Below are 22,481 nucleotides of genomic sequence, written 5' to 3'. Positions count from 1 at the left end.
GGACCACCATGGCATTCGATCTCGACACTTCCAACCCCTGGTACGCCAAGGCCGTGCGCCTGCGCGAACAGTTCGCCGTGGACGCCGCGGCCAACGACAAGGCGGGTGGCCAGCCGCTCGCCCAACTGGCCCTGCTCAAGGAAAGCGGCCTGCTGAAACTGCTCTTGCCCGAAGACGTGGGTGGCGATGGCCAACCCTGGTCCACCGCCCTGCGCATCGGCCGTGAGTTCGCCAAGGCGGACGGCGCCTTGGGCCATCTGTTCGGTTATCACTTCAGCGCGGTGCTTGGCCTGGGCCTGCGCGGCGACCCGGAACGGGCGCAGTACTACTGGCGCGAATCGGCGCGCAACAACTGGTTCTGGGGCAATACGGCCAACAGCTTTTCAAAGAGCCTGTTCGGCCGCCCCGATGGCGACGACTTCATCCTGGACGGCTTCCGGCCGTTTACCTCCGGATCGCATATCGCCGATCGCCTGGCCATCGCCTGGGAAAACGAGGACGGGACCGTGCGTCGCTTCGCCGCCATTCCGGCCGACCGCGCCGGCGTCGTCATCGAGCACGATTGGGACGGCCTGGGCCAGACCCAGACCGGCAGCGGACGCGTCAGCTACCATGGTGTGCGCGTGCATGCCGATGAAATCCTCGGCGGGCCGGCGCCGTTCCAACCCACCGTCAGCCGCGCGGCGCCTTTTCGCACGCTCGGACCGCTGGTGCAGCAGAGCGTGCTGTTGAATGTCTTCGTCGGCAGCGCGCAGGGGGCCTTGCTGACCGCGCGCGACTACACGCTTACGCACTCCAGGCCGTGGCTCCATTCGGGTTTGGAAAAGCATCAGGACGATCCCTGGATACAGCGTCAATACGGCGAGCTGTGGACGCAGACGCGCGCGGCCACCTTATTGGCCGATCGCGCCGCGCTGGCGCTGGATCGTGCGTGGTCGCGGGGGGAGGCGCTGACGGCGGACGAGCGCGGCGAGGCCGCCGTGGCCGTGGCCGCCGCCAACGCGTTGGCGGGCACGGTCGCCTTGCGGGTGACGCGCGAGATGTTCGAGGTCATGGGCGCGCGGTCGGCCACGCGCAAGCTGGGCTTCGACCGTTACTGGCGCAATGTGCGCGTCCATACCCTGCACAATCCGGCCGAGTACAAGACGCGCAATGTCGGGCGCTGGTTGCTGGGCCTGGGCTATCCCACGCCGGGAAGCTTCCAATGACCGCCGCCGACCCAGCGGCACACGAGCTGATCCTCAACGTCAACATCCTGCATTCGGGTTTCCTGCCTTCGGCGTGGCGCGTCCCGGGGGCTGATCCCTACGCCTTCGCCGATATCGATCATTACGTGCATATCGCCAGGGTGGCCGAGGCCGCCAAGCTGGACGCGGTGTTTCTTGCCGACAACGCGGCCATTGCCGACCAGATCAAGTACCGTTCGATCACCGCGCTGGAGCCTACCGTGCTGTTGGCCGTGCTGGCGGCCAGCACCTCCCGCATCGGCCTGATCGGCACGGCGTCGACCAGCTATAACGAGCCCTACAACATCGCGCGCCGCTTCGCTACGCTGGACCACGTCAGCCGGGGACGGGCGGGGTGGAATATCGTCACCACGGCGGATCTGGCGTCGGCCCGCAACTTCAATCGCGACGACGTGCCTGAGCACGCCGAACGCTATGAACGCGGCGAGGAGTTCACCCAGGTGGTGAAGGACCTGTGGGACAGCTGGGGCGACGACGCTTTTCTTGGCGACAAGGCCAGCGGCCTCTTCGCCGATACGGCGCGGATCCGTCCCATTGCGCATGCGGGCAAGCATTTCAAGGTCCAGGGGCCTTTGAACCTGCCGCGGCCGCCGCAGGGGCACCCCGTGCTGGTGCAGGCGGGCGCCTCGGGTGACGGTCGGGAGCTGGCGGCACGGCATGCGGAGGCCGTGTTTTCGGCTTCCATATCGCTGGAGGAAGCGCGTGGGTATCGACGCGACCTGCACGAGCGGGCCGAAAGACATGGCCGCGGCCCGCGGTCGATCAAGGTCTTGCCGGGCCTGACCACCATCATCGGCGCCACGGAAGCCGAGGCGCGGCGGCGGCAGGACGAGCTGGTCGAGCTGATTCCCTGGGAGTACAGCCTGAACCGCCTGGCGGGAACGCTGGGAATCCCGGCCTCGCAGATCGATCCGGACAAGCCTTTGCCGCAGGATCTGCCTTTGCCGAACGGTGGACGGGGCAATCACACCTTCTTCCACGCCACCTTGGCGGCGGGCCGCCGCACGGGGTATACCGCGCGGCAGCTGGTGAAAGAGCTGGCCGGCGGCGGCGGCCACCGCGTCATCGTCGGAACACCCGAGCAGATCGCCGACGATATCGAACACTGGTTCCGCGAAGGCGCTGCGGATGGCTTCAACCTGATGCCGGACGTGCTACCGGATGGACTGCAGGCCTTCGTGGATGGCGTGGTGCCCATCCTGCAACGGCGCGGGGTGTTCCGGACGGAGTATCGGGGGACTACGCTGCGGGATCATCTGGGGTTGAAGCGGCCGGAGCGGCGGGAATGAGGGCATGTAGCGCAGCCAATCAGGCCGCGCCCGCTTCCGCCCGGCGCGCGGCGCGCGACAGCAGCACGCAGACGACGAAATAAAACAAAGCCACCGCGGCGTAAAGCTCCACGTAATACGGCCGCCAGACCGTATCGGCGATGACCGTCTTGGCGGCGCCCAGCAGATCGAACACGCCGATGATGCCCACCAGGGACGTGTCCTTGACCGCGCCGACGAAAACGCCCAGCGCCGCTGGCGTGGCGATGCGCCGCGCCTGAGGCCAGATGACATGCCACCACGCTGCCGGCGTGCTCATGCCCAGGGCGCGCGCGGCATTCACCTGACCAGCCGGAACCGCCTGCAAGGCGCCGCGCAACACTTCGGCCAGCAGGCAGGCGGTATGCAGGGTCAGGGCCGCGAGCGCCATCCAGAACTTGGCGATGCCGCCATCGAACAACAAAGGCAGCACAAAAGATGCGAAGAGCAATTGCGCCGGCATGGGAACGCCGCGCGCGGCTTCGATCAGGAACGTCGCGGGCCAGGACAGGATGGCCCGCCGCGCACGCCGGGCCAGTGCCAGGAACATGGCCAACGGCAGGGCGAATAGCAGCGCGGCGATGGCCAGCAGCGTGGTGGCCAGCAAGCCATTCCAGCGCAACACAGGCACCGCGTGGCCCCAGGGCCAGCCGGCCAGCGCCGACAGCGTGACGACGACGGCCAGCCCGACGGTGCAGACGCGCACTCGACCCGGCCAGCGGCTGGCCAAGGCCCCGCCCCACACGCCCACGGCCAGCGCAAAAATGGCGACGGTGGCGGCGGGACGATCCTCCGGCGGCATGGTGCCGTAGACCAGCAAAGGGAAGTTCGCCCGCACCGCCGCCCAGCAGGCGCCTGCCCCATCGGCCGCGCATGCCGCGGGCTCGCGCCAGACAGCATCGACCAGTGCCCAGGCGGACGAAAGCCACGCCAGCCACGCCAGCGGTGCCAGCGCCAGCACCGTCACCAGCAGGCGTGCGGGTGTGCCCCACAGGGCGTTGGCGGTCAGGCGGGGAACTGGCTGTCGCGCGCCCCAACGCGGACCTTGCAAGCTGCCGGCGTCCTGTCGGCTCAGTCGGTGGTTCCAGGCCGCGAGGCCGGTGCCCAGCAACATGGCGAGCGCCAGATAGATGCCGGTGGCCAGGGTCATGCCTTCGAGCGCCAGGCCGGTCTGCGTGATCGCGGTGTTGATGACCGCCATCAGGTCCTGGAAACCGATGGCCACGGCCAAGGTGCTGTTCTTGATGACCGCCAGGCATTGATTGGCGTAAGGCGGCAGCCCCGCGCGCGCGGCATTGGGCAGGATGACCCGCTGCCACAGGCGCACAGGTGTCAAGGCCAGCGCCTGGCCTGCCTCGACCAGTCCCAAGGGCACTGCCCTCACGGCGCCGCGCACGATGTCAGCCACATACGCGGCATGGAACACCGCCAGGCCCAAGGTCAACGCGGCGAACTCGATGCTGATCTGCCAGCCGCCGTGGATGCCGAAGCCCTGCCTTTGCGGCAGGTCCAGCGACAGAGGCCAGACCGCATGCAGGGCCGGCAGCGCCAGTCCCCGGTTGGACAGGAACACATGGGGTAAAGGCGTCCATGCCTGCCGCACGTCGGGCAGGTTCAACAGCAGGCCGTACCAGACGAACAGCTGCAACAACACGGGCGTGTTGCGCAGGGGTTCGGTGAGCAGCGCGCTGACGCGCGCCAGCAGCGGATGACGCGACAGGCGCAGCAAGCCCAGCAGCGCGCCCAGCACAGTCGCGCAGGGCTGCGCCAACGCCGCCACAGTCAGGGTGTTGACCAGGCCGGCGACGATCGCCATCGAGTAGGACTGCTCGGGCGCCACCACGAACAACCCTTCGGCAATACGGAAGCCCGCGGCCTGTTCGAGGAAACCGAAGCCGCCCCGTACGCCGCGGGCGGCTTGCGCATGCTGCAAATAGTTCAGTAATAACGCCGCGAGCGCGGTCAGGATCACTCCGCCGCTCGCGGCACCGAAAACACGCCGCATAGTTTATTGGAACGGCGGGGAGTACAGCAGGCCGCCTTGCGTCCACAGTGCATTCAGGCCGCGCTCCAGCTTGAGCGGCGTGGCCGGGCCCAGGTTGCGGTCCCAGATTTCGCTGTAGTTGCCGACGGCGCGGATGACATCCCGCAACCAGGTTTCGCGCAGGCCGAAGCTTTTGCCCACGCCGGGATCCAGGCCCAGCAGGCGGCGCACTTGCGCGTCCTGGCTCTTGTCCTGCTCGTCGACGTTGCGCGAGGTGACACCCAACTCCTCGGCCGACACCAGGCCGTTGATGGTCCAGCGCACGATGGCGATCCACTGCGGATCATCCTGGCGCACGAAAGGACCCAGCGGCGATTTGTTGATGCGCTCGGGCAGGATGACGAAGTCGTCGGGCTTGCCGGCGCGCGCGGCGCGGCTGGCCGCCAGGGTGGACGCATCGGACAGATAGACGTCGCAACGACCGGCGTAGAAAGCCTGCTCCAGCTCGACCAGGTTCTCGATGACCACGGGGCGGTAGTTCAGCTTGTTCTTCTTGAAGTAGTCGACCAGGTTCTGCTCGTTGACGGTGCCTGGCTGCACGCAGACCTGGGCGCCATCGAGTTCCTTGGCGCTCTTCACGTTGAGTTTGCGCGGCACCAGGAAGCCTTGGCCGTCGTAGAAGACGATGCCGGCAGAAACGATGCCCAGCCCCGAATCGCGGCCAGACGTGATGGTCGTGTTGCGGTTGAGGACGTCGATCTCGCCCGACTGCAAGGCGGGGAAGCGCTGCTGCGAGCTGAGCGGCACGTAGCGCACCTTCTTGGCGTCGCCCAGCACGGCCGCCGCGAGGGCGCGGCACAGGTCGGCGTCCAGGCCGGTCCAGCGGCCCTGGCTGTCGGCGATGGACAAGCCCGCCGAGCCCTGGCTGACGCCGCATACCAGCTCGCCACGCTTGGTGATGCGCTCCACCGTGGTTTCAGCCGAAGCGGCCTGCGTGAGGGTCAGTTGCGCGACCAGCGCGACGACGCCTGCCAGCAGGAATCGGATCATCCGCTTGCGCCGTATTTTTGCCACAGCCATTTTTGGTCCTTCTTATATCAATCCGCGAGAACCGAATTTTTGGCTATGAAAGAGAAGGTAACAACGACTGTGTTTGTATTTATAAATGAACAAATGGCATTTATCGGCGGGGTGAACCGGCACCTAGAATCAGCTTCTGTTCGCCGCTGGCGGACCATTCCTTGAAGACGGCGTCGGTGCCGAACCACATCCACAAGAGAGGCGGCGCATGAGCTGGCAGCCGGAATTTCGCGATCATTTCCCCATCCTGCGGGAAAAGACTTACGCCAACATTGCCTACACCAGTCCGGTCGCGCCCGTCGTGACGCGCGCGGTGTCCGGCTTCCTCGACGACATCACCTATGCCCGTAGCGACAAGCCGCAATGGTTGGCGGATGCCGACGTGCTGCGCGGTCGGCTGGCGGGGTTGATCGGGGGCGAAGGACGTCGCCTGGCATTCACCAAGAACACCACCGAGGGCATCAATATCGTCGCCCAGGGATTGCGCTGGGAGGCCGGCGACAACGTCGTGGTCGACGACCAGGAGCATCCCACCAATGCCTTGCCCTGGCTGAACCTGCGCCGTCAGGGTGTCGAAGTGCGCGTGGCGCCGGCCCGCGAGCACTACTTCGACGTGGAAGACTTGTGGAGCCGCGTCGATACGCGCACGCGTTTGATCGCCGTGTCCTGGGTGCAGTACAGCACTGGCCTGCGCGTGGACATCGCCGAGTTGGGCCGCCGCTGCAAGGCGCAGGGCGTTTGGCTGGTGGTGGATGGTATCCAGGCGGCCGGCCTGCTGCGCGCCCAGGTCGACGCCTGGCATGTCGATGCTTTCGCGGCCGGCGCGCACAAAGGGTTGTTGGGGCCTCTGGGCATCGGGCTGCTGCACGTGTCGCCGCGCTTGCTCGAGGCCTTGACGCCGGCGCACGTCGGGCCGAACGGCGTGACGACCTTGAACAAGGCGGGCGGCCAGTGGGAGATCGCCGTCAGCGACGCTGGCGACGCCCGCCGCCTGGAAACGGGCAACCTGAATTTTCCTGGAGTCGCCGGCTGGGCGGCGGCAGTACAGTTGATCGAGTCTGCCGAACCGGCGCGCATCGAGCCTTACGTCCTGGACCTGGCGACGCGGTTGGGCGACGGCCTGCGTGACCTGGGGTTGGACGTGGTATCGCCGCTTGCCGGTCCCGCGGCCAGTACGACGCGCGTGTTGCGGCTGCCGGATCCGCAAGCCGCGTTGGCGCGCCTGGCCGCCGCCGGCATCGTGGCGACGGTGGTGGAATATGGCTACTTGCGGCTGTCGATCGGCGCTTACAACGACAGTAGCGATATCGAAAATATTCTGCGCGCGGCGGCTGCGCTGCGCTGAACCTTCCCGCGGCGCCGCGCTGTTGCCGCGCCCTTCGCTTTCTGGAGACAAACTCGATGACTGACACCAAGACTCCCAGCTGGAAATTCGAAACCCTGGCGGTGCATGGCGGCTATAGCCCCGATCCCACCACGCGCGCCGTCGCGGTGCCGATCTACCAGACCGTGGCATTTGCCTTCGATGACACTCAGCATGGCGCCGACCTGTTCGACCTGAAGGTGCCGGGCAACATCTACTCGCGCATCATGAATCCCACGCAGGACGTGCTGGAACAGCGCGTGGCTGCGCTGGAAGGCGGCATTGCCGCCCTGGCGCTGGCGTCCGGGCAGGCGGCCGTGACGTATTCCATCCTGACCCTGGCGGAAGCGGGCGACAACATCGTGTCGGCCAGCACGCTCTACGGCGGCACCTATAACCTGTTCGCGCACACCTTGCCGCAATATGGCATCCAGACGCGTTTTGCCGACCCGCGCGATGTCTCGGCGTTCGAAGGCTTGATCGACGAGCGCACCAAGGCCGTGTTCATCGAGTCGGTCGGCAATCCGCTGGGCAATGTCACGGACATCGCCGCGCTGGCGGCGCTGGCCCACCGTCATGGCGTGCCGCTGATCGTCGACAACACCGTGCCGTCGCCGTATCTGTTGCGCCCCATCGAGCATGGTGCCGACATCGTCGTGCAGTCCTTGACCAAGTATCTGGGCGGCCATGGCACCAGCCTGGGGGGCGCCATCATCGACAGCGGCAAGTTCCCGTGGGACCAGCACAAGGCGCGCTTCAAGCGTCTGAACGAGCCTGACGTCAGCTATCACGGCGTGGTGTACACGGAGGCCTTCGGCCCTGCCGCCTTCATCGGGCGGGCACGGGTGGTGCCGCTGCGCAATACCGGCGCGGCAATCTCGCCCTTCAATGCCTTCCAGATCCTGCAAGGGATCGAGACCGTCGCCTTGCGGGTCGACCGCATCGTCGAGAATGCCCAGAAGGCGGCCACGTTCCTGCGTGGCCATTCCAAGGTCGACTGGGTCAACTATGCCGGCTTCGAGGATCATCCCGAGCATGCACTGGTGCAGAAGTACCTGAAGGGCCGCGCGCCCGGCCTGTTCACGTTCGGCGTGAAGGGTGGCCTGAAGGCCGGCGCGGCGTTCCAGGATGCGCTGCAGCTGTTCACGCGCCTGGTCAACATCGGCGACGCCAAGTCGCTGGCCACCCACCCCGCGTCCACCACGCATCGCCAGCTCAATCCCGCCGAACTGGAAAAAGCCGGCGTCCGCGAGGAAACGGTCCGACTGTCGATCGGCATCGAGCACATCGACGATCTGCTGGCGGACCTGGATCAGGCGCTGAGCAAGGTCTGAGGCTCCTGTTCGGGCTGAAATGTGATGTACGTAGCGGGCGCCAGACCCGCTACGTACCAAGCCCTGGCTTCACTTAAGCACGAAAGGCTTGCTGTCTGGCCGTTGTGAGCCATCGTCTACGTTGCGGTCGTTGACCAAGGGGCGCAGCTTCACGCCGTCGAGGCGGTTCTGGGCGGCGATGATGTCGTTGTAGCGGCCGTCCACGTACGGGGCGATGTCGATCTTGCGGCTCAAGGCGCCGGTTTCCACCAGGCCGTCGGATATCTCCTGGAATACCTCGGTCAAGCGGCCGTCGATGGGGTAATAGGCGCCGACACCTTCCTCGTCGAGCAATATCCTGCCCTGCGCCGGTGTCAGGCCCTGCAGCTTGACGTAGCTGGCCTGGATCCAGGCGTCCGCATGCGTGGCCTGCCAGTTGTAGATCGCCACGGCGCGGCGCACGAAGTCGGCGATGGCAGCGGCCTTGGCGGGGTCGGCCAGTGCGGACCTGCGCGCGACGATGGGGTTCAAGCCCCAGTTGTGGCCCGAGCCGTTGGCGAGTATCGGCGGCGACCCCAGCCGAAAATACTGATGCCCCAGCACGATGGCGGCATCCACGGCGCGCGACGAGAACGTCGGCGCGACTTCCGAGCCCGGCACCTGCACGCCCTGTACATCCTTGCGCAGATCCATCCCGTGCCCATGCAGAATGCCGGCCAGGATCATGTGGCGGCCCGTGCCCGCCGGATAGGCGACCTTCTTGCCCCGCAGGTCTTCCACCTTCTGCACAGGACTATTGGGCTGGACGACCAGATACGTGTTCGCGGGACTGCCGGGATTCGCGGTAATGGCAATGGCCACCAGGTCCTTCACGCCGGCGCCCACCGCGATGGGAATCGGCGCCTCGCCGATATAGCCGACATCCACCGCGCCGGAAACCAAGGCTTCGAGCACCGCCGGGCCGCCATTGAAGGTGGCGAACGTGGCTTGATAAGGCGCGTCCTGCCCCAGGCCGGACAGCTTCCACGCCGCCGACGCTTCGCCCGACTGTTCCGCGATGACCAGGCGCGTGCCTTTGGGCACCGCCGCGGCGAGCCGCTGGGCAAGTCCCGCGTCGTCAGCGGACGCGGTGCCGCCCGCCGCCGGCGCGCTTGTCGTGCCATTCGCCGCGCCTTCCGCTGTGCCACCCGCCGCCACACAAGCCTGTGCCCAAGCCATGGTGAAAATGGCCAACCCGCAAGCCAAGGCGCGCGCCAACGCATGCGTCGGCACATAGTTCGCCGCACTTGAGGACAACACGGATGGGGACCAACCTGACATTGAACGACTCCAGGGAAAATACAAAACTCAGTCCTGTGCGACGCCCAGCTCGCTCAGCAAGCGGGCCCGCAACACGGGAAAGCGGGGATCGGTATGGCGCTGATGCACGGGCAGGTCGACACGGGCATCCAGGGCAATGCGCCCTTCGTGCAAGACCAGCACACGATCCGCCAGCTGCAGCGCTTCATCCACGTCGTGTGTCACCAACAGGACGGCAGGACGGTGACGCGCGTACAGGTCGCGCAGCAGCCCGTGCATGCGCAAGCGCGTCAGCGCGTCCAGCGCGCCGAAGGGCTCATCCAGCAACAGCAGTTGCGGCGCGCGCACCAGGGCGCGCGCCAGCGCGACGCGTTGCGCCTCGCCACCCGACAGCGTGCGCGGCCAGGCCCGCAGCCGATGCGACAGGCCCACTTCCTGCAACGCGGACAAGGCCCGCTCGCGGAACTCCGGGCTGCGCGGCAGACCCATCAGCACATTGCGCAGCACCCGATGCCAAGGGAACAGGCGCGCTTCCTGGAACACGATCGCGCGTTGGCTGGGCACCAGGATGTCGCCGGTGACGTCGCCATCCAAAGCGCCCAGCACGCGCAGCAAGGTGCTCTTGCCGGAGCCGCTGCGCCCGAGCAGGGCGACGAACTCGGCGGGGCCGATATCCAGCGACAAGTCGCGCAAGACCGCATGGTCGCCGAAGGCCTTGGTCAGCCGGCGCAGGGAAACCACCGGCGAACTGGCGTCGCTCGCCGTGTGCAGCAGAGGGTCAGCCGCCATCGTAGGACCGGCGCCACGCCAGCAGGCGCGACTCTAGGAAACGGACCACCGCCAGTGACAGCAGTCCCAGCAGCGCGTAGATAGCCAGCAGCACGAAAATGACGTCGACGCGGAAATATTCCCTTGCGTCGCTCATCATGCGGCCCAGGCCAACCGGCGCGTTGATGGTCTCGGCGAAGATAAGGGACAGCCATGCGCCAGTAAGTGCCAGCCGCAGGCCCACCAGGAAACCCGGCAAGGCGCCGGGCAAGATAACCGCGCCGATCAACTCGGCACGCTTGACACCCAGGCAGCGGGCGGCTTCGATCAGCGTGCTGTCCACGCTGCGTATCGCACTGTACGTGTTGATGTAGATGCACACGGCCACGTGCAGGGTGATCAGGAGCACTTTGGAAAGATCGTCGATGCCGAACCAGGCGATCAATATCGGCAGCAGCGCGAAATTCGGCACCGCGCGCAGGATCTCCATATTGGCGTCGACGATGTTCTCGCCGGCACGCGAAAGCCCGGAAGACAGCGCCGCCGCCAGCCCGATGGCGATGCCCAGGGTCAGGCCCTTGATCACCAGCAACAGGGACGCCGCGAGATTCTCGGCCAGCGCGCCACTGCTGGCCAGTTCAGCCGCCGTCCGCAGGACCGTGAGCGGCGCCGGCGTCGTGCGGGGGTCGAAGACTTCGAAGGTCGTCAGTGCCTGCCAGACGGCGATCAGCACGAGCGGGCCGAGCAGGCGTTGCAGCACGCGCGGCACCCGGCTTGCATCCGCTGCCCGGGGAGCCTGCGTGCGTGGATCCACCAAGGCTACGGGCGCGGCGTGAACAACGTCGCGCTCGACCGGCCGGTTAGCGCCCGGCGGCGCCACACCGCCGGATTTGAGCCGGCCTGCGTCGGCAGCGGCGGTGATGACGGCCGCCATGTTTACGCCGCCAGGAAAGGATCGCCGGAGATGGACTCCGAAGGCTTGCCGTCCACGCCCACCGGCACTTCACCGACCAGGGTGATGCGATGGAGCACTCGTTCGAAGTCCAGGTGCTCGAAGTCGCGCGGCGCCAGGTGCAGGACAGCGCGGTTGTCCCAGAAGGCCACGCTGCCCGGCTTCCAGCGGAAGCGATCGGTGTATTCCGGCTGCTGGATCTGGTCGAACAGAAGATCCAGCAGATAACGCGATTCGCGTGGCGACACGCCGACGATGTGCTTGGTGAAACTGGGATTGACGTAGATCACCCGCTCGCCGGTCAGGGGATGGACCCGCACTACGGGATGGACCGAGGCCAGCGGCTTGTTACGCACCCATTCGCCGATGCGCTCGTCACTGCGTTCCGCGTTGTAGTTGGAGCCGAAGCGATGTTCCGCGCGCAGACCGTCGATCAGGCGGCGGATAGGTTCCGAGAGTCCCTGGTAGGCTGCGGCGACATTGGTGAACTGCGTGTCGCCGCTAAAGGGCGGCACCACTTCGGCACGCAGGATGGAATATGACGGTGGATTGATCAGCGGCGTGACGTCGGCATGCCAGCCGGGGCCGTTGGCGCCTTGCTTGCGCGTGTAGCTCTTGCCGTAGCGCTGGTTGTAGGCCTGCGGCGACACGGTGTGGATTTCGGGATGGCCCTTCGGCGCGGCATCGCCTTCGTACGGGTGGCCCGGTGTCACGTCGCCGAACTGCTTGCCGAACGCGATCTGCTGCGCGTGCGTGAGAAACTGGTCGCGGAAGTACACCACCTTCCACTTGTTCAGCGCAGCGCGGATGGCCTCGACGTGCTCTTCGGGCAGCGGGTGGCGCAGGTCAACGCCTTGGATCTCGGCGCCGGTCCAGCCGGATTGGGGGAGTACTTCGATACGGTTCAGTACAGCACTCATGCCTAACCTCGCAGTGACGGGGGGAGAACTCCATCATGCGGGCGTCACGGCGCTGTCACCAACGACATCGTGCCCATTTACTAATCCGGCATATGGGCATGATTCCATGCAATACCGGGTTGGTGACGGCTGCGGCATCTATAGCGTGGCCGACTTCGCCTGGTGTAGTTGCAGTAGACGCGCAGCGGCCATCGCCAGCCCGTCGCGATCCAAACGTTCGAGTAACACTTTCGGTGTGGGTGAGGAAGCCAGATCCAAGCGGAATCGGCGGAATGCCGCTGCGACTCCGTTCGGGCGCGCTGCGGTCAACTCATCCAAGAAATTGTCCGGGCTGTGCAGAGCGATGCCCAGTTGGGCGAGCGCAGCTTTCTTGAAATCTTTAGTGTTGCGTGAGACCAGCGCGACCACTGGACTCCCGGGATAGGCTTCAGCGGCTACCAAGCAATGGGCGCAAGCCGCAACATGCGTATCTTTGGCGGACCGAACAGCCCCGACGACTGAATGGAACTGCGCATGTACGTCTTTCTTGGACACCATCGCATTGGGCAAGGCGTCGGACATGCGCGTAACGCTAGCCCGAGCTTCTTCAAGTGTTCGCTTGCGTCCGGTTTCGGTTAGCGCCCAGGAGACCTCATCGAGGATCAACGGTGACCAGTGCAGCTTGATAAGCCCTTCATAGTCAAGGTAGATCAGCAGCGCGCGTGTCGTGGCCGCGAATAGCGTATCGGCATCAGCCACGACGGGAATGCTCACGATGAAAAGATTTCCTGGTCCAGGTCTTTGGCCAGGCGCTTGAGCGCGCTTGCCTGCCGCTTACGCTCGGCAGCTTGCCAGCGGATGATGGCGCTGCGCAAAACACGACGCTGATTGCCAACTTTTTGGTGAAGTTGAACCACGCCTGAGTCGATCAGCTTGACCATGTAGGGCCGGCTGACCCCCGCAAGTTGCGCCGCTTTTTCGGTGGTCAGCACTGGATCATCTTCGCTGGTCTCAGCCGCGTACTCTGTGAGCCGGAGTTGCACGACTGCATGGTTCAACATGTCGGCTAACTCGCTTCTGATTGCCTCATCCGCCTGCTTGCTGAGCTTTACATGGCGCCGAACGACCGATACGACGGGGCCGACGTCAAAGGACAGCTCTAGCATAGGCATGACGCGGGCACGCGGCGGCTGTATCGCTGGCGTGCGACTGAGGGCCGCGCTATTTTTTTTGCGCGAGGCGGAGGATACGGGCTTGGTGGTCATGAGCCAATGATAACTGAAACTCGAAATTGTCGAAATATACGAAACCGACAATTGTCATCAAGCAACGCGATCTAAAGCAAGTACGGCGCGCGGAGGGGGGCGCGGGAGCGGCCTGAGCCGGCCGACTTGCCCCTAGGCGTCCTATTGCCATTGTTACGGTGCACGCTCACCCAGCGCGGTTTTTCAGTAGATCGGGCTATTTCAACGGTCGTTGAAATAGCGACTTCTGGTGAAATTAGAGCAACTTAAGGCCCTTCTCAGCCCCACGCGGGTGAGAGAGACGCCCCCTACTGCCCCTTCCAGAACAAAACCACCGGCGCCTTCACCATCCCGGCGAACTTCGCGTCGTAGGCCTTGAACTCCGAATAACCGCCCAAGGGCACGAAGGTCACCTGGTCGTAGCCGCGCTGTTGCAGCGCTTCCGCCACCCGCTTCTGTTCGTCCAGCCCCGACGCCAGCGCGAAGTCGTCGCGCAGCTTGTTCATCTGGTCATCCTTGGCCCAGCCAGGGTAGCTGTCATCCAGGATGGGATTGACGATCGGGTTGATCAGATCCATCGCGGCCAGGCTCGAATGAAAGATGCTCCAGCCGCCTTGATCCAGGGGCGCGTCCTTGCTGCGCCGGGCGAGCAACGTGGCCCAGTCGAGATTCTGCACTTCCACGTTCATGCCGATATCCCGCAAGGCCTGCGCCGTCACCGGCGCCAGATTGACCAGGCTGCGCACGTCGGTGGGATGCAAGACCACCACTTTCTCGCCCTTGTAGCCCGCCTCTTTCAACAAGGCGCGCGCATGCGCCAGGTCAGCCGGCCTGGTCTGCGTCGCGCCCACTTCGGTGCGATACGCCGAGATGCAGCTCAACATGGCGCCGCACAGCTGGTAGAAACGCGGATCCCCCAGCGATGCTTCCAGGTAGTCGACCTGATACAGCGCGGCGAGTACCGCACGGCGCACCTTCACCTTGTCGAACGGCGGCTGCTTCCAGTTCATGCGCAGCATGTACATATTCGTGTTGTCGCCATAGCCCTGCACCGTCACACCGCGCGCGCCGTCGAGCTGGGGCATCAGGTCCGGCGCGACGTTCTCGATGAAGTCGATCTCGCCCTGGCGTAACGCGTTCACCGCCGTCTGCGCGTCGGGCATGTTGATCACTTCCAGGCGATCGAACATGGCCACCTTGCCACCCGCGAAATTATCGGCCGGCTCGGCGCGCGCCACATAATCGGCGTTCTTCAGGTAGACCGCCTTCACGCCGGGCTGGAAAGACGCCGTGTCGAAACGATAGGGACCCGACCCCACGTATTCCGTGATGGCCGTCGTCGCCGGTGTCGCGGCAATGCGCGCCGGCATGATGAACGGCACCGGCACACCGGGCTTGCCCAAGGTTTCCAGCACCAGGCCGTAAGGATGCTTGAGCACGAAGCGGAAGGTGTCGGCGGCCGGGCTGTCCAGCGTCTGCGTGGCCGCCATCAGGCGCGTGCCCATGGCGTCGCGCGTGGCCCAGCGCTTGAGGGATGCGACCACGTCGGCGCCATGCACCGGCGCACCGTCGTGGAACTTGAGGCCCGCGCGGAGCTTGAAAGTCCAGGTCAGCTTGTCGTCCGAGACGGTCCAGCTGTCCACCATCTGCGGTTGAGGCCGCGCCTGTGCATCCAGTGCGAACAGCGTGTCGTAGATCAGGTAGCCGTGATTGCGCGTGATGTACGCATTGGTCAGTACGGGGTCAAGCACGCGCAACGGGGCATGCAGCACCACTTTCGCCGTCGTTGCCGCCGTGGAAGGCTGGGCCGCCAGCGTGGGCGTCGTCCAGGCCAGGACTTGGGCCGCCAAGGTGGCGGCGATCAACGTATGCAGTCTCATCGTGCGGGTCCTTTTTCTTGGAATGTGGGCACGCGCACGGCGGCGGCCAGGGCGCCGTCGCCGATGTCGATGCCGGTGTCGCGCAGGGCCGCTTCCACCGCGCCGAGCGCGCCAAGGATCATCCCTGGATGCACGGCGCCCAGATGGCCGATGCGGAACATGCGGCCGGCATAGGGCCCCAGTCCGCCCGCCACCGCGGTGTAATGACGTTCGCGGGCGTGAGCACGCATCGCTTCGACCGGCACGCCTTCCGCCACCGCGATGGTGGTCACTGACGATGAACGTTCCGCGGGCTCGGTGACGTGCAAGGACATCTGCCCGGCTTGCGCCCAGCACTCCACCGCGGCGTGCACCATCAACGCCACCTGACGATGGCGGGCCAGCACTTGTGGCAGGCCTTCCGCCCGAATCAAGGCCAGCGCGGCGCCCAAGCCATGCAGCAAGCCTTGCGGGGGCGTGCCGCAGAACTTGCGATACAGCAACGGGCTCTTGCGTTTGTCCCAGTCCCAGTAGGAGCGCGGCACCGGGTTGGCGCGCGCGATCGCCATGGCGCGTTCGTCGACCGCGGTGAACGACAGCCCCGGCGGCAGCATCAGGGCCTTCTGCGAACCGCCGATGGCCACGTTGACGCCCCAATCGTCCATGCGGAAAGGCGTGGCGCCCAAGGACGCGATGACGTCGGCGACCAGCAAGGCGGGATGGCCGCTGGTGTCGATGGCCTGGCGCACCGCGGCGATGTCGCTGGTGGCGCCGCTGGCGGTGTCGGTGTGCACGGCGAAGACCGCGACGATGCGGCGCTGGTGGTCGGCGCGGAGTGCATCCTCGATGGCTTGCGGATCCAGGGCGCGGCCGGGGCGCACTGGCGTACGGCGTGCCGTGCCGCCCAGGGCTTCCACGTGCAGCGCCCAGGCTTCGGCGAAGAAGCCGCTGCCGGCCACCAACACCTCGCTGCCTGGTGCGAGCAGGTTGACGATGGCGGCTTCCCAGGCGCCGTGGCCGTTGGCGGCGTACATCAGGATATCGGCGTTGGCCGTGCCCAGCAGCGCGGCCAGCCCGGTTTCGCAATCGCGGACCAGGGTTTCCAGGCGAGCGTCGGACAGGTCCATGCTGGGGCGGGACATGGCTTCGCGGACGGCGTCGGGGACGTAGGTGGGGCCGGGTGTGTGGAGGAGTTGCGGGGGGGCGGTTGGGGGTGTGGGGGTGGGCCTTGAGTCGCGCATTTGTCTCCCCTAGGGGTGTGTTTTGTTGAACCTAGGTATTGTTATTCGATATCACTATATCTTATGGAAATATTCTAGCGGTGCCAGATGCGTGCGGGCAACGGGAAGTCAGATCGGGGTTTTCCCGCGCACGCGGGGGATGAGTGGTCGGTCCTGACGGACCGACCACTGCTGTGTGAAGGAAGAGAAGAGAGCCGCCGGGAAGCCGCCGGGTCTGGCCGCCCGGGGCGTAGCCGGGCCGACCCCGCAAGGCGGGCCTAACCGCGCGTGGCCCGACTACACCGGAGCCAGCAGGCAGGACTGGTCGCGTTTGTAGGGGAAGACGCGGGCGGTGAGGAAGTCGACGAGGGCGCGGACTTTGGGGGACGCGTGTTTGCTGGACGGCCACAGGACATTGAACTCGCCGGTCCATTCGACGTGATCGTCAAGAACCGTCCGCAAGTGGCCCGCGTCCAGCAAGGCATGCACCGAGAAATCCGGCAGGCAGGCTATCCCCCGCCCCTGCAGCGCGAAACACAGCCGCGTCTCGATGTTGTTGCAGATCATGCTGACCGGCAACGGCAGTTCCGGCGCGCCCGGCGCCCGTCGCAAAGGCCAGGGCTCCAGCTTGCCGCTATTCGAATACCGATAATGCAGACACGCATGATCCAGCAGATCAGCCGGCCGCCGCGGCGTTCCGCGCCGCGCCAGATAAGCCGGCGACGCCACCAGCAGGCGCGTGAACGTCCCCAGCCGCCGCGCCGTCAATCGTGAGTCCACGGGCGCCCCGGTCCTGACCACGGCGTCGAATCCTTCTTCGATCACATCCACCAGCCGATCGCTGAAATCCAGGTCCAGCTCGATATCCGGATAGGCCTCCATGAACTCGCCCAGCACCGGCAGCACCAGCGAGCTGACCAAGGGCAGACTGACCCGCAAACGCCCGCGCGGCGCGCCGGTGGCCTGCGACAACTCCAGCTCCGCCGCCTCGATCTCGGACAGGATGCGCCGGCTGCGCTCCAGGAACAGCGCCCCCTCGGCCGTCAGCGTGATGCTGCGCGTGCTGCGATGAAACAGGCGCACGCCCATTCGATCCTCCAGCCGCGCCACGCTCTTGCCCACCGCCGATGCCGATACGCCCAGCAGCCGCCCGGCCGCCACGAAGCTGCGCGTCTCCGCGACCTGCACGAACACGGTGAAACCATTCAGGCTGTCCATCCCTACCCTGCTCCCTGGCGAGGAAATTCGATTACGGACATAAACATCCGCAGAAATTGGAACTGTACCCCTCTTTTTCTTTAATCCAGGCATTCCTAAGCTGTCGGCACGTTTCATCAAGCTTAAGGATTTGCCTTGACTGCCTTGCCCCAGCCCAGCGGGGATTGCGCCCTGCCCGCACCCGGCCTCGACCAACCGCGCATCGCGCCAACCGCAACCACCACCCTGCCCCTGCCCGCCTTGCTCGCGCTGGCCATGGCCGCCTTCATCACCATCCTCACCGAAGCCCTGCCCGCCGGCCTGCTGCCGCAGATGGGCGCCGGCCTGAGCATATCCGAAGCCCTGGTCGGCCAACTGGTCACGGTCTATGCCTTGGGCTCGCTGCTGACGGCCATCCCCTTGACCGCCGCCACGCAGGGAATGCGCCGCCGCCCCGTCTTGCTCGCCGCGATCGCGGGCTTCGTCATCGCCAACACCGTGACGACGCTATCGGCCAGCTATCCGCTGATCCTGGTGGCGCGCTTCGTCGCGGGCGTCGCCGCCGGCTTGCTGTGGGCCCTGCTGGCCGGCTATGCCGCCCGCATGGTGCCCGGCCATCTGCAAGGCCGCGCCATTGCCATCGCCATGGTGGGTACGCCCCTGGCGCTGTCCCTGGGCGTGCCGGCAGGTACCTGGCTGGGGACGTGGTTGGGATGGCGCGTGTGCTTCGGCATCATGAGCCTGCTGGCCCTGGCCTTGATGGTGCTGGTTCGGGTAAGGGTGCCGGATTTCCCCGGCCAGGCGCGCGGCCAACGGCTCTCGCTGGCGAAGGTATTCACCATGCCGGGCATCCGGCCGATGCTCTTCGTCGTGCTGACCTACGTACTGGCCCACAACATTCTCTACACCTACATCGCGCCTTATCTGGCCGCAGCGGGCATGGGTCAACGCACCGACCTGGTGTTGCTGGATTTCGGGATCGCGTCCTTGGCGGGCATCTGGATCACGGGCGTTTTGATCGACCGCCATCTGCGCCGCCTGTCCCTGGTGTGCACGCTATTGTTTGCCGTCGCGGCGCTTTGGCTTGGCATGGCGGGCAATCACGCCGCGGCCATCTACCTGGCCACCGCGGTATGGGGCTTGAGCTTCGGCGGCGCGGCGTCCTTGTTCCAGACGGCCCTGGCCAAGACCGCCGGCGCCGCGGCCGACGTGGCGCAGTCCATGCTGGTTACCACCTGGAATCTGGCCATCGCGGGCGGGGGCGTGATCGGCGGCGTGCTCATCGAACACGCAGGCGTGGCGGCCTTCACGCCTGCCTTGCTGGTGTTGTTGGCGGCGACGTATATCACCCTGCTATGTACCCGGCGCCATGGTTTCACCGCCAGCGAGTAAGGCTTTGCCCCAGGCGCCGTTGGCTCAGGCGCCTTTGCCCCAAACGCATTTGCCTCACGCAACGCCCTGCAGCGCCTGCTCTACCGCCGCGACCAGATCGCGCAGGTCGAAAGGCTTGGCCAGGAACGCTGAATAGTTGCCACCGCAGGCAACCGATACCGCGTCCTCCGCCAGTCCGCTCATGACGATGCACGGTACTTCGTGCAGATAGGCGTTGTCGCGCATGGCGGTCAACAGCGACGCGCCGCCCATGCCCGGCATCATGACATCCGACACCACCAGGTCCGGTTTCAGTTCGACCATGCGCGACAACGCCGCCAAACCGTCCGTTTCCATATAAACGTTATGCCCCTCATTGACGAGGGCATCCCTTACGATTCTTGCAAGGGCGGCCTCATCGTCGACCACCATAATCTTTGCCATATCTACTCCATCGCGCCTTGCGCGACCGCTATGCTAATTCGTGACCGGCGTGTACCGCTACCCCGGGACGACCCGGCCGAGCGGCGGCGGTAGCAAGCCTCGTGCCCAGGGTTGTTTCTGTACCACGGCATCGGGGTTGGATGCCGCTTAGCCATAAACGTTCTGTCTTTATGAGTGCGGGCTGCTGATGCCCTGGGCGGCGGCTGCCTTAGAATGCCTGCCATGGCCACCTGGACCTTCCGCTCCCGCTCATCACGCCCCATGCACGCCTTGCCGTGCCTGTTGCTGCTGGCCGTGATCTTGCGGGCGCTGATCCCCGTGGGCTATATGCCGGATCCCGCCGCCTTGCGCGAGGGCATGTTCCGCATGAGCCTGTGCAGCGCCGGTGGCGCCATGTCCGGCATGGAGCTCGCCCCGCAACACGGCGGCATGAGCATGGCGCACGCGTCCGCCATGGCCGATATGCCCGGGATGCACGACATGCCGGGGATGCGGGAAGCGGCCGACCCGGCGACGCCCATGTCTCATTCCGGCGATCATTCCGCCGGCACCGAATGCCCTTTCTGGGCGGCCGCGCACGTCGCGCTGCATCTGCCGCCGATCATGGCCGAGCTCGTGCTCACCACGCCGCGCGGCGCTGACATTCCACACGAGATACCGGCAAGCCTGCCGCCTCTCCCCGCCGTCGGCCCGCCACTGGGTCCGCGCGCCCCGCCCGTCGCCTGAATCTCCCAGACCAACGTCGTTTCCTGGCCCGCTCGCCCAGCGCCTGCGCCACGCCCCGCGTCCCTGCGCCGGCCGTGTCCACGTCTTGCGGCATCACCCCGTCCGCGCCAGGGATCGCTTCCCCGTACGTCTTCGGAACAGGTGCAAACCATGTCTCAAGTTTCCTCCGGCGCCGCCACGGCGCCCGGTGGCGGGCCGACAGCCGCTCGTCACCAACCGTCCACGGCGGGCGCCTTCATCGCCCTGCTCACCCGCCTGCATTTCTACGTAGGCTTGTTCGTCGGCCCCTTCATCCTGGTCGCGGCCATCACCGGCACCTTGTTCGTGGTGACGCCCCAGATCGAAAGCCGCATCTATGCCGACGCGCTCTATAGCGACGCCAGCGGCCCCGCCCACTCGCTGACGGAGCAGATCGCCGCGGCCCAGGCCGTGGTCGGTCCCGACGACAAGCTGTTTGCCGTGCGCCCCGCGCCGCGGGCCGGCATGACCAGCCGCATCATGTTCAGCGAGCCGCGCCTGCAGGCCACCGCGCAGCAACGTGCCATCTTCGTGGACCCGGTCACCCTGGCCGTCAAGGGCGACGTGAACGTCTATGGCACCAGCGGGACCTTGCCGTTTCGCACGACCCTGGACTTTCTCCACCGCGACCTGATGCTGGGAGAGCTGGGCCGCAACTACAGCGAACTGGCCGCGTCATGGCTGTGGTTCGCCGCATTGGGCGGCATCATTCTGTGGTGGCAGGCCAGCCGCCGCGAACGTTTGGCGGGCCGGGCCGGCACCGGTACGCGTGCGCGCCTGCGCCGCTGGCATAGCGTCATCGGCCTGTGGATCGCCATCGGGCTGTTCTTTCTGTCCGCTACCGGCCTGACATGGTCGCGCTGGGCGGGCGGCAATATCGATGTCGCGCGTGCCAAGCTGGGCTGGGTTTCGCCGTCGCTGGGGACCAAGCTGGGGCCTCAGGCCTTGCCTGCCGCCCCCGATGCCCATGCTGGGCATGAAGGCCACGAAGGCCATGCCATGCCGTCGATGGGCGCTGCCATGAATATGGCCGCGAGCCCTGACGCCGGCGCGCCCCCCGCGAGGGGCTCACAGGCGGCGCTTCCGCTTCCGATCGACAACCATGCCACGCGCTTCGATGCCATCGAACGCACCGCCCGGCAGGCGGGCATCGATGCCACCGAGATCGAGATCCGCCCGCCGCGCAAGCCGGACCAGGCCTGGACCGTGCGCGAGACCGACCGCGCCTGGCCCACGCAGGTGGACGCCATCGCCATCGACGGGCGTGACCTGTCCATCGTCAGTCGCGCCGATTTCGCCACCGTCCCCCTGATCGCCAAGCTCATCCGTTGGGGGATCGACACCCATATGGGCATCCTGTTCGGCTGGGTCAACCAGTTGTTGATGGCCCTGTTCGGCATCGCGCTGTCGGCCATGGTGGTGCTGGGTTATGCGATGTGGTGGCGCCGCCGGCCCGCGCCGGGCGCGCCGGTGCTGACCGTGACGCAGGCCTGGACGCGCCTGGGCTACGGCGCCCGTGGCGGCGTGGCCGCGCTGGCCGCCGCCGTGGGCTGGGCCTTGCCGGCCCTGGGCGTCAGCCTGGTCGTGTTCCTGCTGGTCGATATCCTGCGCTGGCGCTTAGCAGCGCGGGGCTTGCAGCGCACTGCCACGCCTGCGCGCGCTTGAAGCGCGGGAGCGCCGCGCGCCAGTGTAAAAGCCGGCGCCGGCGCTCGCGCCTGATCAGCGATAGACCTCGGCCTGCGCTGCACTCAGGTCGGCGCGGGCGTCGTCGAGCTTGTGCTGGGCCTTGGCGATGTCCTTCTTCTTGCCCTTGGCCTGCTTTTCGGCCAGTTCGTCTTCGCGTTCCTTGACCTTGGCCTGGGCATCGCGCACCTTGCCCTCGCGTTCCCGCTGCAGGCCGGCGTCGGTGCACTGGTTGGCGCCCGCCAGCGCTTCCTGCAAGCCCTTCACACGGGCCTTGTTGCCGCTTTCCTGGGCGAAGCGCAGTTCGCGTTCGATCTCCTGCTTCTTACCGGCGCAGCCGCGCAGGCGTTCCGCGGGTTGGGGCTGAAGGTCGGCAGCCTGAGCGGGCAGCCAGGCCGAGCCGGCCAGCAGGGCCAGGATGGCAACGGTATTACGGGTCGAGCGTTTCAGCACGGTAAGCCTCTTATCGTTGACCCCGTACGCTACGGGAGCTTCCCACGCGATATG

The 22,481-nt window shown here is 66.2% G+C and carries 20 protein-coding genes; 7 read left to right on the top strand and 13 right to left on the bottom strand.

The annotated features are described in order from the left end of the window. Positions 1-8: 8 nt before the first annotated feature. On the top strand, positions 9-1,208 hold the full coding sequence (locus ASB57_RS00475) for an acyl-CoA dehydrogenase family protein (protein ID WP_057649608.1): 1,200 nt from the start codon (positions 9-11) through the stop codon (positions 1,206-1,208). After that, complete coding sequence (locus ASB57_RS00470; protein WP_057649606.1) at positions 1,205-2,536, top strand: LLM class flavin-dependent oxidoreductase; 1,332 nt, start codon at positions 1,205-1,207, stop codon at positions 2,534-2,536. The genes ASB57_RS00475 and ASB57_RS00470 overlap by 4 nt, the downstream gene beginning before the upstream one ends. Before the next feature lie 19 nt (positions 2,537-2,555). On the opposite strand, the gene ASB57_RS00465 is transcribed toward ASB57_RS00470, so the two are convergent. Then, positions 2,556-4,526 carry an ABC transporter permease subunit gene (locus ASB57_RS00465; protein WP_231755311.1) on the bottom strand — a complete coding sequence of 657 codons (1,971 nt, stop codon included), beginning with the start codon at positions 4,524-4,526 and terminating at the stop codon, positions 2,556-2,558. 36 nt (positions 4,527-4,562) lie between these two features. Further along, positions 4,563-5,588: an amino acid ABC transporter substrate-binding protein gene (locus ASB57_RS00460; RefSeq protein WP_057649602.1), complete on the bottom strand. Its 1,026-nt coding sequence runs from the start codon at positions 5,586-5,588 to the stop codon at positions 4,563-4,565. 238 nt (positions 5,589-5,826) lie between these two features. Here ASB57_RS00460 and ASB57_RS00455 point away from each other — a divergent pair, with 238 nt between their 5' ends. Next, the gene (locus ASB57_RS00455; RefSeq protein WP_057649600.1) at positions 5,827-6,963 is read left to right on the top strand and encodes an aminotransferase class V-fold PLP-dependent enzyme; all 1,137 of its coding nucleotides are present in this window, start codon (positions 5,827-5,829) and stop codon (positions 6,961-6,963) included. A 56-nt stretch (positions 6,964-7,019) separates the two neighbouring features. Continuing rightward, positions 7,020-8,315 carry an O-acetylhomoserine aminocarboxypropyltransferase/cysteine synthase family protein gene (locus tag ASB57_RS00450; RefSeq protein WP_057649598.1) on the top strand — a complete coding sequence of 432 codons (1,296 nt, stop codon included), beginning with the start codon at positions 7,020-7,022 and terminating at the stop codon, positions 8,313-8,315. Between the two features lie 69 nt (positions 8,316-8,384). On the opposite strand, the gene ASB57_RS00445 is transcribed toward ASB57_RS00450, so the two are convergent. The 9 genes from ASB57_RS00445 to ASB57_RS00405 all read right to left on the bottom strand — a co-directional run bounded on the left by ASB57_RS00445 (position 8,385) and on the right by ASB57_RS00405 (position 17,753). Then, positions 8,385-9,614: a PhnD/SsuA/transferrin family substrate-binding protein gene (locus ASB57_RS00445; protein ID WP_231755310.1), complete on the bottom strand. Its 1,230-nt coding sequence runs from the start codon at positions 9,612-9,614 to the stop codon at positions 8,385-8,387. Positions 9,615-9,641: 27 nt separating this feature from the next. Further along, positions 9,642-10,382, bottom strand: a complete 741-nt coding sequence (locus tag ASB57_RS00440; protein WP_057649594.1) for an ABC transporter ATP-binding protein — start codon at positions 10,380-10,382, stop codon at positions 9,642-9,644. Then, on the bottom strand, positions 10,372-11,295 hold the full coding sequence (locus ASB57_RS00435; RefSeq protein ID WP_082621274.1) for an ABC transporter permease: 924 nt from the start codon (positions 11,293-11,295) through the stop codon (positions 10,372-10,374). Before ASB57_RS00435 ends, ASB57_RS00440 begins: the two co-directional genes overlap by 11 nt. A 2-nt stretch (positions 11,296-11,297) precedes the next feature. Then, positions 11,298-12,233 (bottom strand): TauD/TfdA family dioxygenase, encoded by a 936-nt coding sequence (locus ASB57_RS00430; RefSeq protein ID WP_057649592.1) that lies wholly within the window; start codon positions 12,231-12,233, stop codon positions 11,298-11,300. A 138-nt stretch (positions 12,234-12,371) separates the two neighbouring features. Further along, positions 12,372-12,986, bottom strand: coding sequence for a PIN domain-containing protein (locus ASB57_RS00425; protein WP_057649591.1), 615 nt, complete (start codon positions 12,984-12,986; stop codon positions 12,372-12,374). Then, positions 12,983-13,477 carry a helix-turn-helix domain-containing protein gene (locus ASB57_RS00420; protein ID WP_231755309.1) on the bottom strand — a complete coding sequence of 165 codons (495 nt, stop codon included), beginning with the start codon at positions 13,475-13,477 and terminating at the stop codon, positions 12,983-12,985. Before ASB57_RS00420 ends, ASB57_RS00425 begins: the two co-directional genes overlap by 4 nt. A gap of 287 nt (positions 13,478-13,764) precedes the next feature. Further along, complete coding sequence (locus tag ASB57_RS00415; RefSeq protein WP_057649587.1) at positions 13,765-15,336, bottom strand: ABC transporter substrate-binding protein; 1,572 nt, start codon at positions 15,334-15,336, stop codon at positions 13,765-13,767. Continuing rightward, positions 15,333-16,457 carry an alanine--glyoxylate aminotransferase family protein gene (locus tag ASB57_RS00410; protein WP_057649585.1) on the bottom strand — a complete coding sequence of 375 codons (1,125 nt, stop codon included), beginning with the start codon at positions 16,455-16,457 and terminating at the stop codon, positions 15,333-15,335. The genes ASB57_RS00415 and ASB57_RS00410 overlap by 4 nt, the downstream gene beginning before the upstream one ends. Before the next feature lie 375 nt (positions 16,458-16,832). After that, the gene (locus ASB57_RS00405) at positions 16,833-17,753 is read right to left on the bottom strand and encodes a LysR family transcriptional regulator (RefSeq protein WP_057649583.1); all 921 of its coding nucleotides are present in this window, start codon (positions 17,751-17,753) and stop codon (positions 16,833-16,835) included. A 255-nt stretch (positions 17,754-18,008) separates the two neighbouring features. On the opposite strand from ASB57_RS00405, the gene ASB57_RS00400 reads away from it, so the two are divergent. Next, the gene (locus ASB57_RS00400; RefSeq protein WP_057655814.1) at positions 18,009-19,124 is read left to right on the top strand and encodes an MFS transporter; all 1,116 of its coding nucleotides are present in this window, start codon (positions 18,009-18,011) and stop codon (positions 19,122-19,124) included. A gap of 54 nt (positions 19,125-19,178) precedes the next feature. Here the strand turns inward: ASB57_RS00400 and ASB57_RS00395 are convergent, their stop codons facing one another. Beyond that, positions 19,179-19,547 carry a response regulator transcription factor gene (locus tag ASB57_RS00395; RefSeq protein WP_057649581.1) on the bottom strand — a complete coding sequence of 123 codons (369 nt, stop codon included), beginning with the start codon at positions 19,545-19,547 and terminating at the stop codon, positions 19,179-19,181. Between the two features lie 222 nt (positions 19,548-19,769). On the opposite strand from ASB57_RS00395, the gene ASB57_RS00390 reads away from it, so the two are divergent. Continuing rightward, the gene (locus ASB57_RS00390) at positions 19,770-20,273 is read left to right on the top strand and encodes a hypothetical protein (protein ID WP_057649579.1); all 504 of its coding nucleotides are present in this window, start codon (positions 19,770-19,772) and stop codon (positions 20,271-20,273) included. Positions 20,274-20,423: 150 nt separating this feature from the next. Next, entirely contained in the window at positions 20,424-21,956 is a 1,533-nt protein-coding gene (locus ASB57_RS00385) for a PepSY domain-containing protein (RefSeq protein WP_057649578.1), read from the top strand. Between the two features lie 54 nt (positions 21,957-22,010). On the opposite strand, the gene ASB57_RS00380 is transcribed toward ASB57_RS00385, so the two are convergent. Next, a complete protein-coding gene (locus tag ASB57_RS00380) occupies positions 22,011-22,427 on the bottom strand; it encodes a DUF1090 domain-containing protein (RefSeq protein WP_231755308.1) in 417 nt (138 codons plus the stop codon). Positions 22,428-22,481 lie beyond the last annotated feature (54 nt).

The organism is Bordetella sp. N (genome assembly GCF_001433395.1).
GTDB lineage: Bacteria > Pseudomonadota > Gammaproteobacteria > Burkholderiales > Burkholderiaceae_B > Bordetella_C.
Note: the sequence above shows the minus strand (reverse complement) of the source record. Positions and strands in the feature narration are given on the sequence as shown.

Coding starts and splice junctions, on each gene's coding strand:
- ASB57_RS00475 (WP_057649608.1), top strand. CDS start 9: ATGGCATTCGATCTCGACACTTCCAACCCCTGGTACGCCAAGGCCGTG.
- ASB57_RS00470 (WP_057649606.1), top strand. CDS start 1,205: ATGACCGCCGCCGACCCAGCGGCACACGAGCTGATCCTCAACGTCAAC.
- ASB57_RS00460 (WP_057649602.1), bottom strand. CDS start 5,588: ATGATCCGATTCCTGCTGGCAGGCGTCGTCGCGCTGGTCGCGCAACTG.
- ASB57_RS00455 (WP_057649600.1), top strand. CDS start 5,827: ATGAGCTGGCAGCCGGAATTTCGCGATCATTTCCCCATCCTGCGGGAA.
- ASB57_RS00450 (WP_057649598.1), top strand. CDS start 7,020: ATGACTGACACCAAGACTCCCAGCTGGAAATTCGAAACCCTGGCGGTG.
- ASB57_RS00445 (WP_231755310.1), bottom strand. CDS start 9,614: ATGTCAGGTTGGTCCCCATCCGTGTTGTCCTCAAGTGCGGCGAACTAT.
- ASB57_RS00440 (WP_057649594.1), bottom strand. CDS start 10,382: ATGGCGGCTGACCCTCTGCTGCACACGGCGAGCGACGCCAGTTCGCCG.
- ASB57_RS00435 (WP_082621274.1), bottom strand. CDS start 11,295: ATGGCGGCCGTCATCACCGCCGCTGCCGACGCAGGCCGGCTCAAATCC.
- ASB57_RS00430 (WP_057649592.1), bottom strand. CDS start 12,233: ATGAGTGCTGTACTGAACCGTATCGAAGTACTCCCCCAATCCGGCTGG.
- ASB57_RS00420 (WP_231755309.1), bottom strand. CDS start 13,477: ATGACCACCAAGCCCGTATCCTCCGCCTCGCGCAAAAAAAATAGCGCG.
- ASB57_RS00415 (WP_057649587.1), bottom strand. CDS start 15,336: ATGAGACTGCATACGTTGATCGCCGCCACCTTGGCGGCCCAAGTCCTG.
- ASB57_RS00410 (WP_057649585.1), bottom strand. CDS start 16,457: ATGTCCCGCCCCAGCATGGACCTGTCCGACGCTCGCCTGGAAACCCTG.
- ASB57_RS00405 (WP_057649583.1), bottom strand. CDS start 17,753: ATGGACAGCCTGAATGGTTTCACCGTGTTCGTGCAGGTCGCGGAGACG.
- ASB57_RS00400 (WP_057655814.1), top strand. CDS start 18,009: ATGGCCGCCTTCATCACCATCCTCACCGAAGCCCTGCCCGCCGGCCTG.
- ASB57_RS00395 (WP_057649581.1), bottom strand. CDS start 19,547: ATGGCAAAGATTATGGTGGTCGACGATGAGGCCGCCCTTGCAAGAATC.
- ASB57_RS00390 (WP_057649579.1), top strand. CDS start 19,770: ATGGCCACCTGGACCTTCCGCTCCCGCTCATCACGCCCCATGCACGCC.
- ASB57_RS00385 (WP_057649578.1), top strand. CDS start 20,424: ATGTCTCAAGTTTCCTCCGGCGCCGCCACGGCGCCCGGTGGCGGGCCG.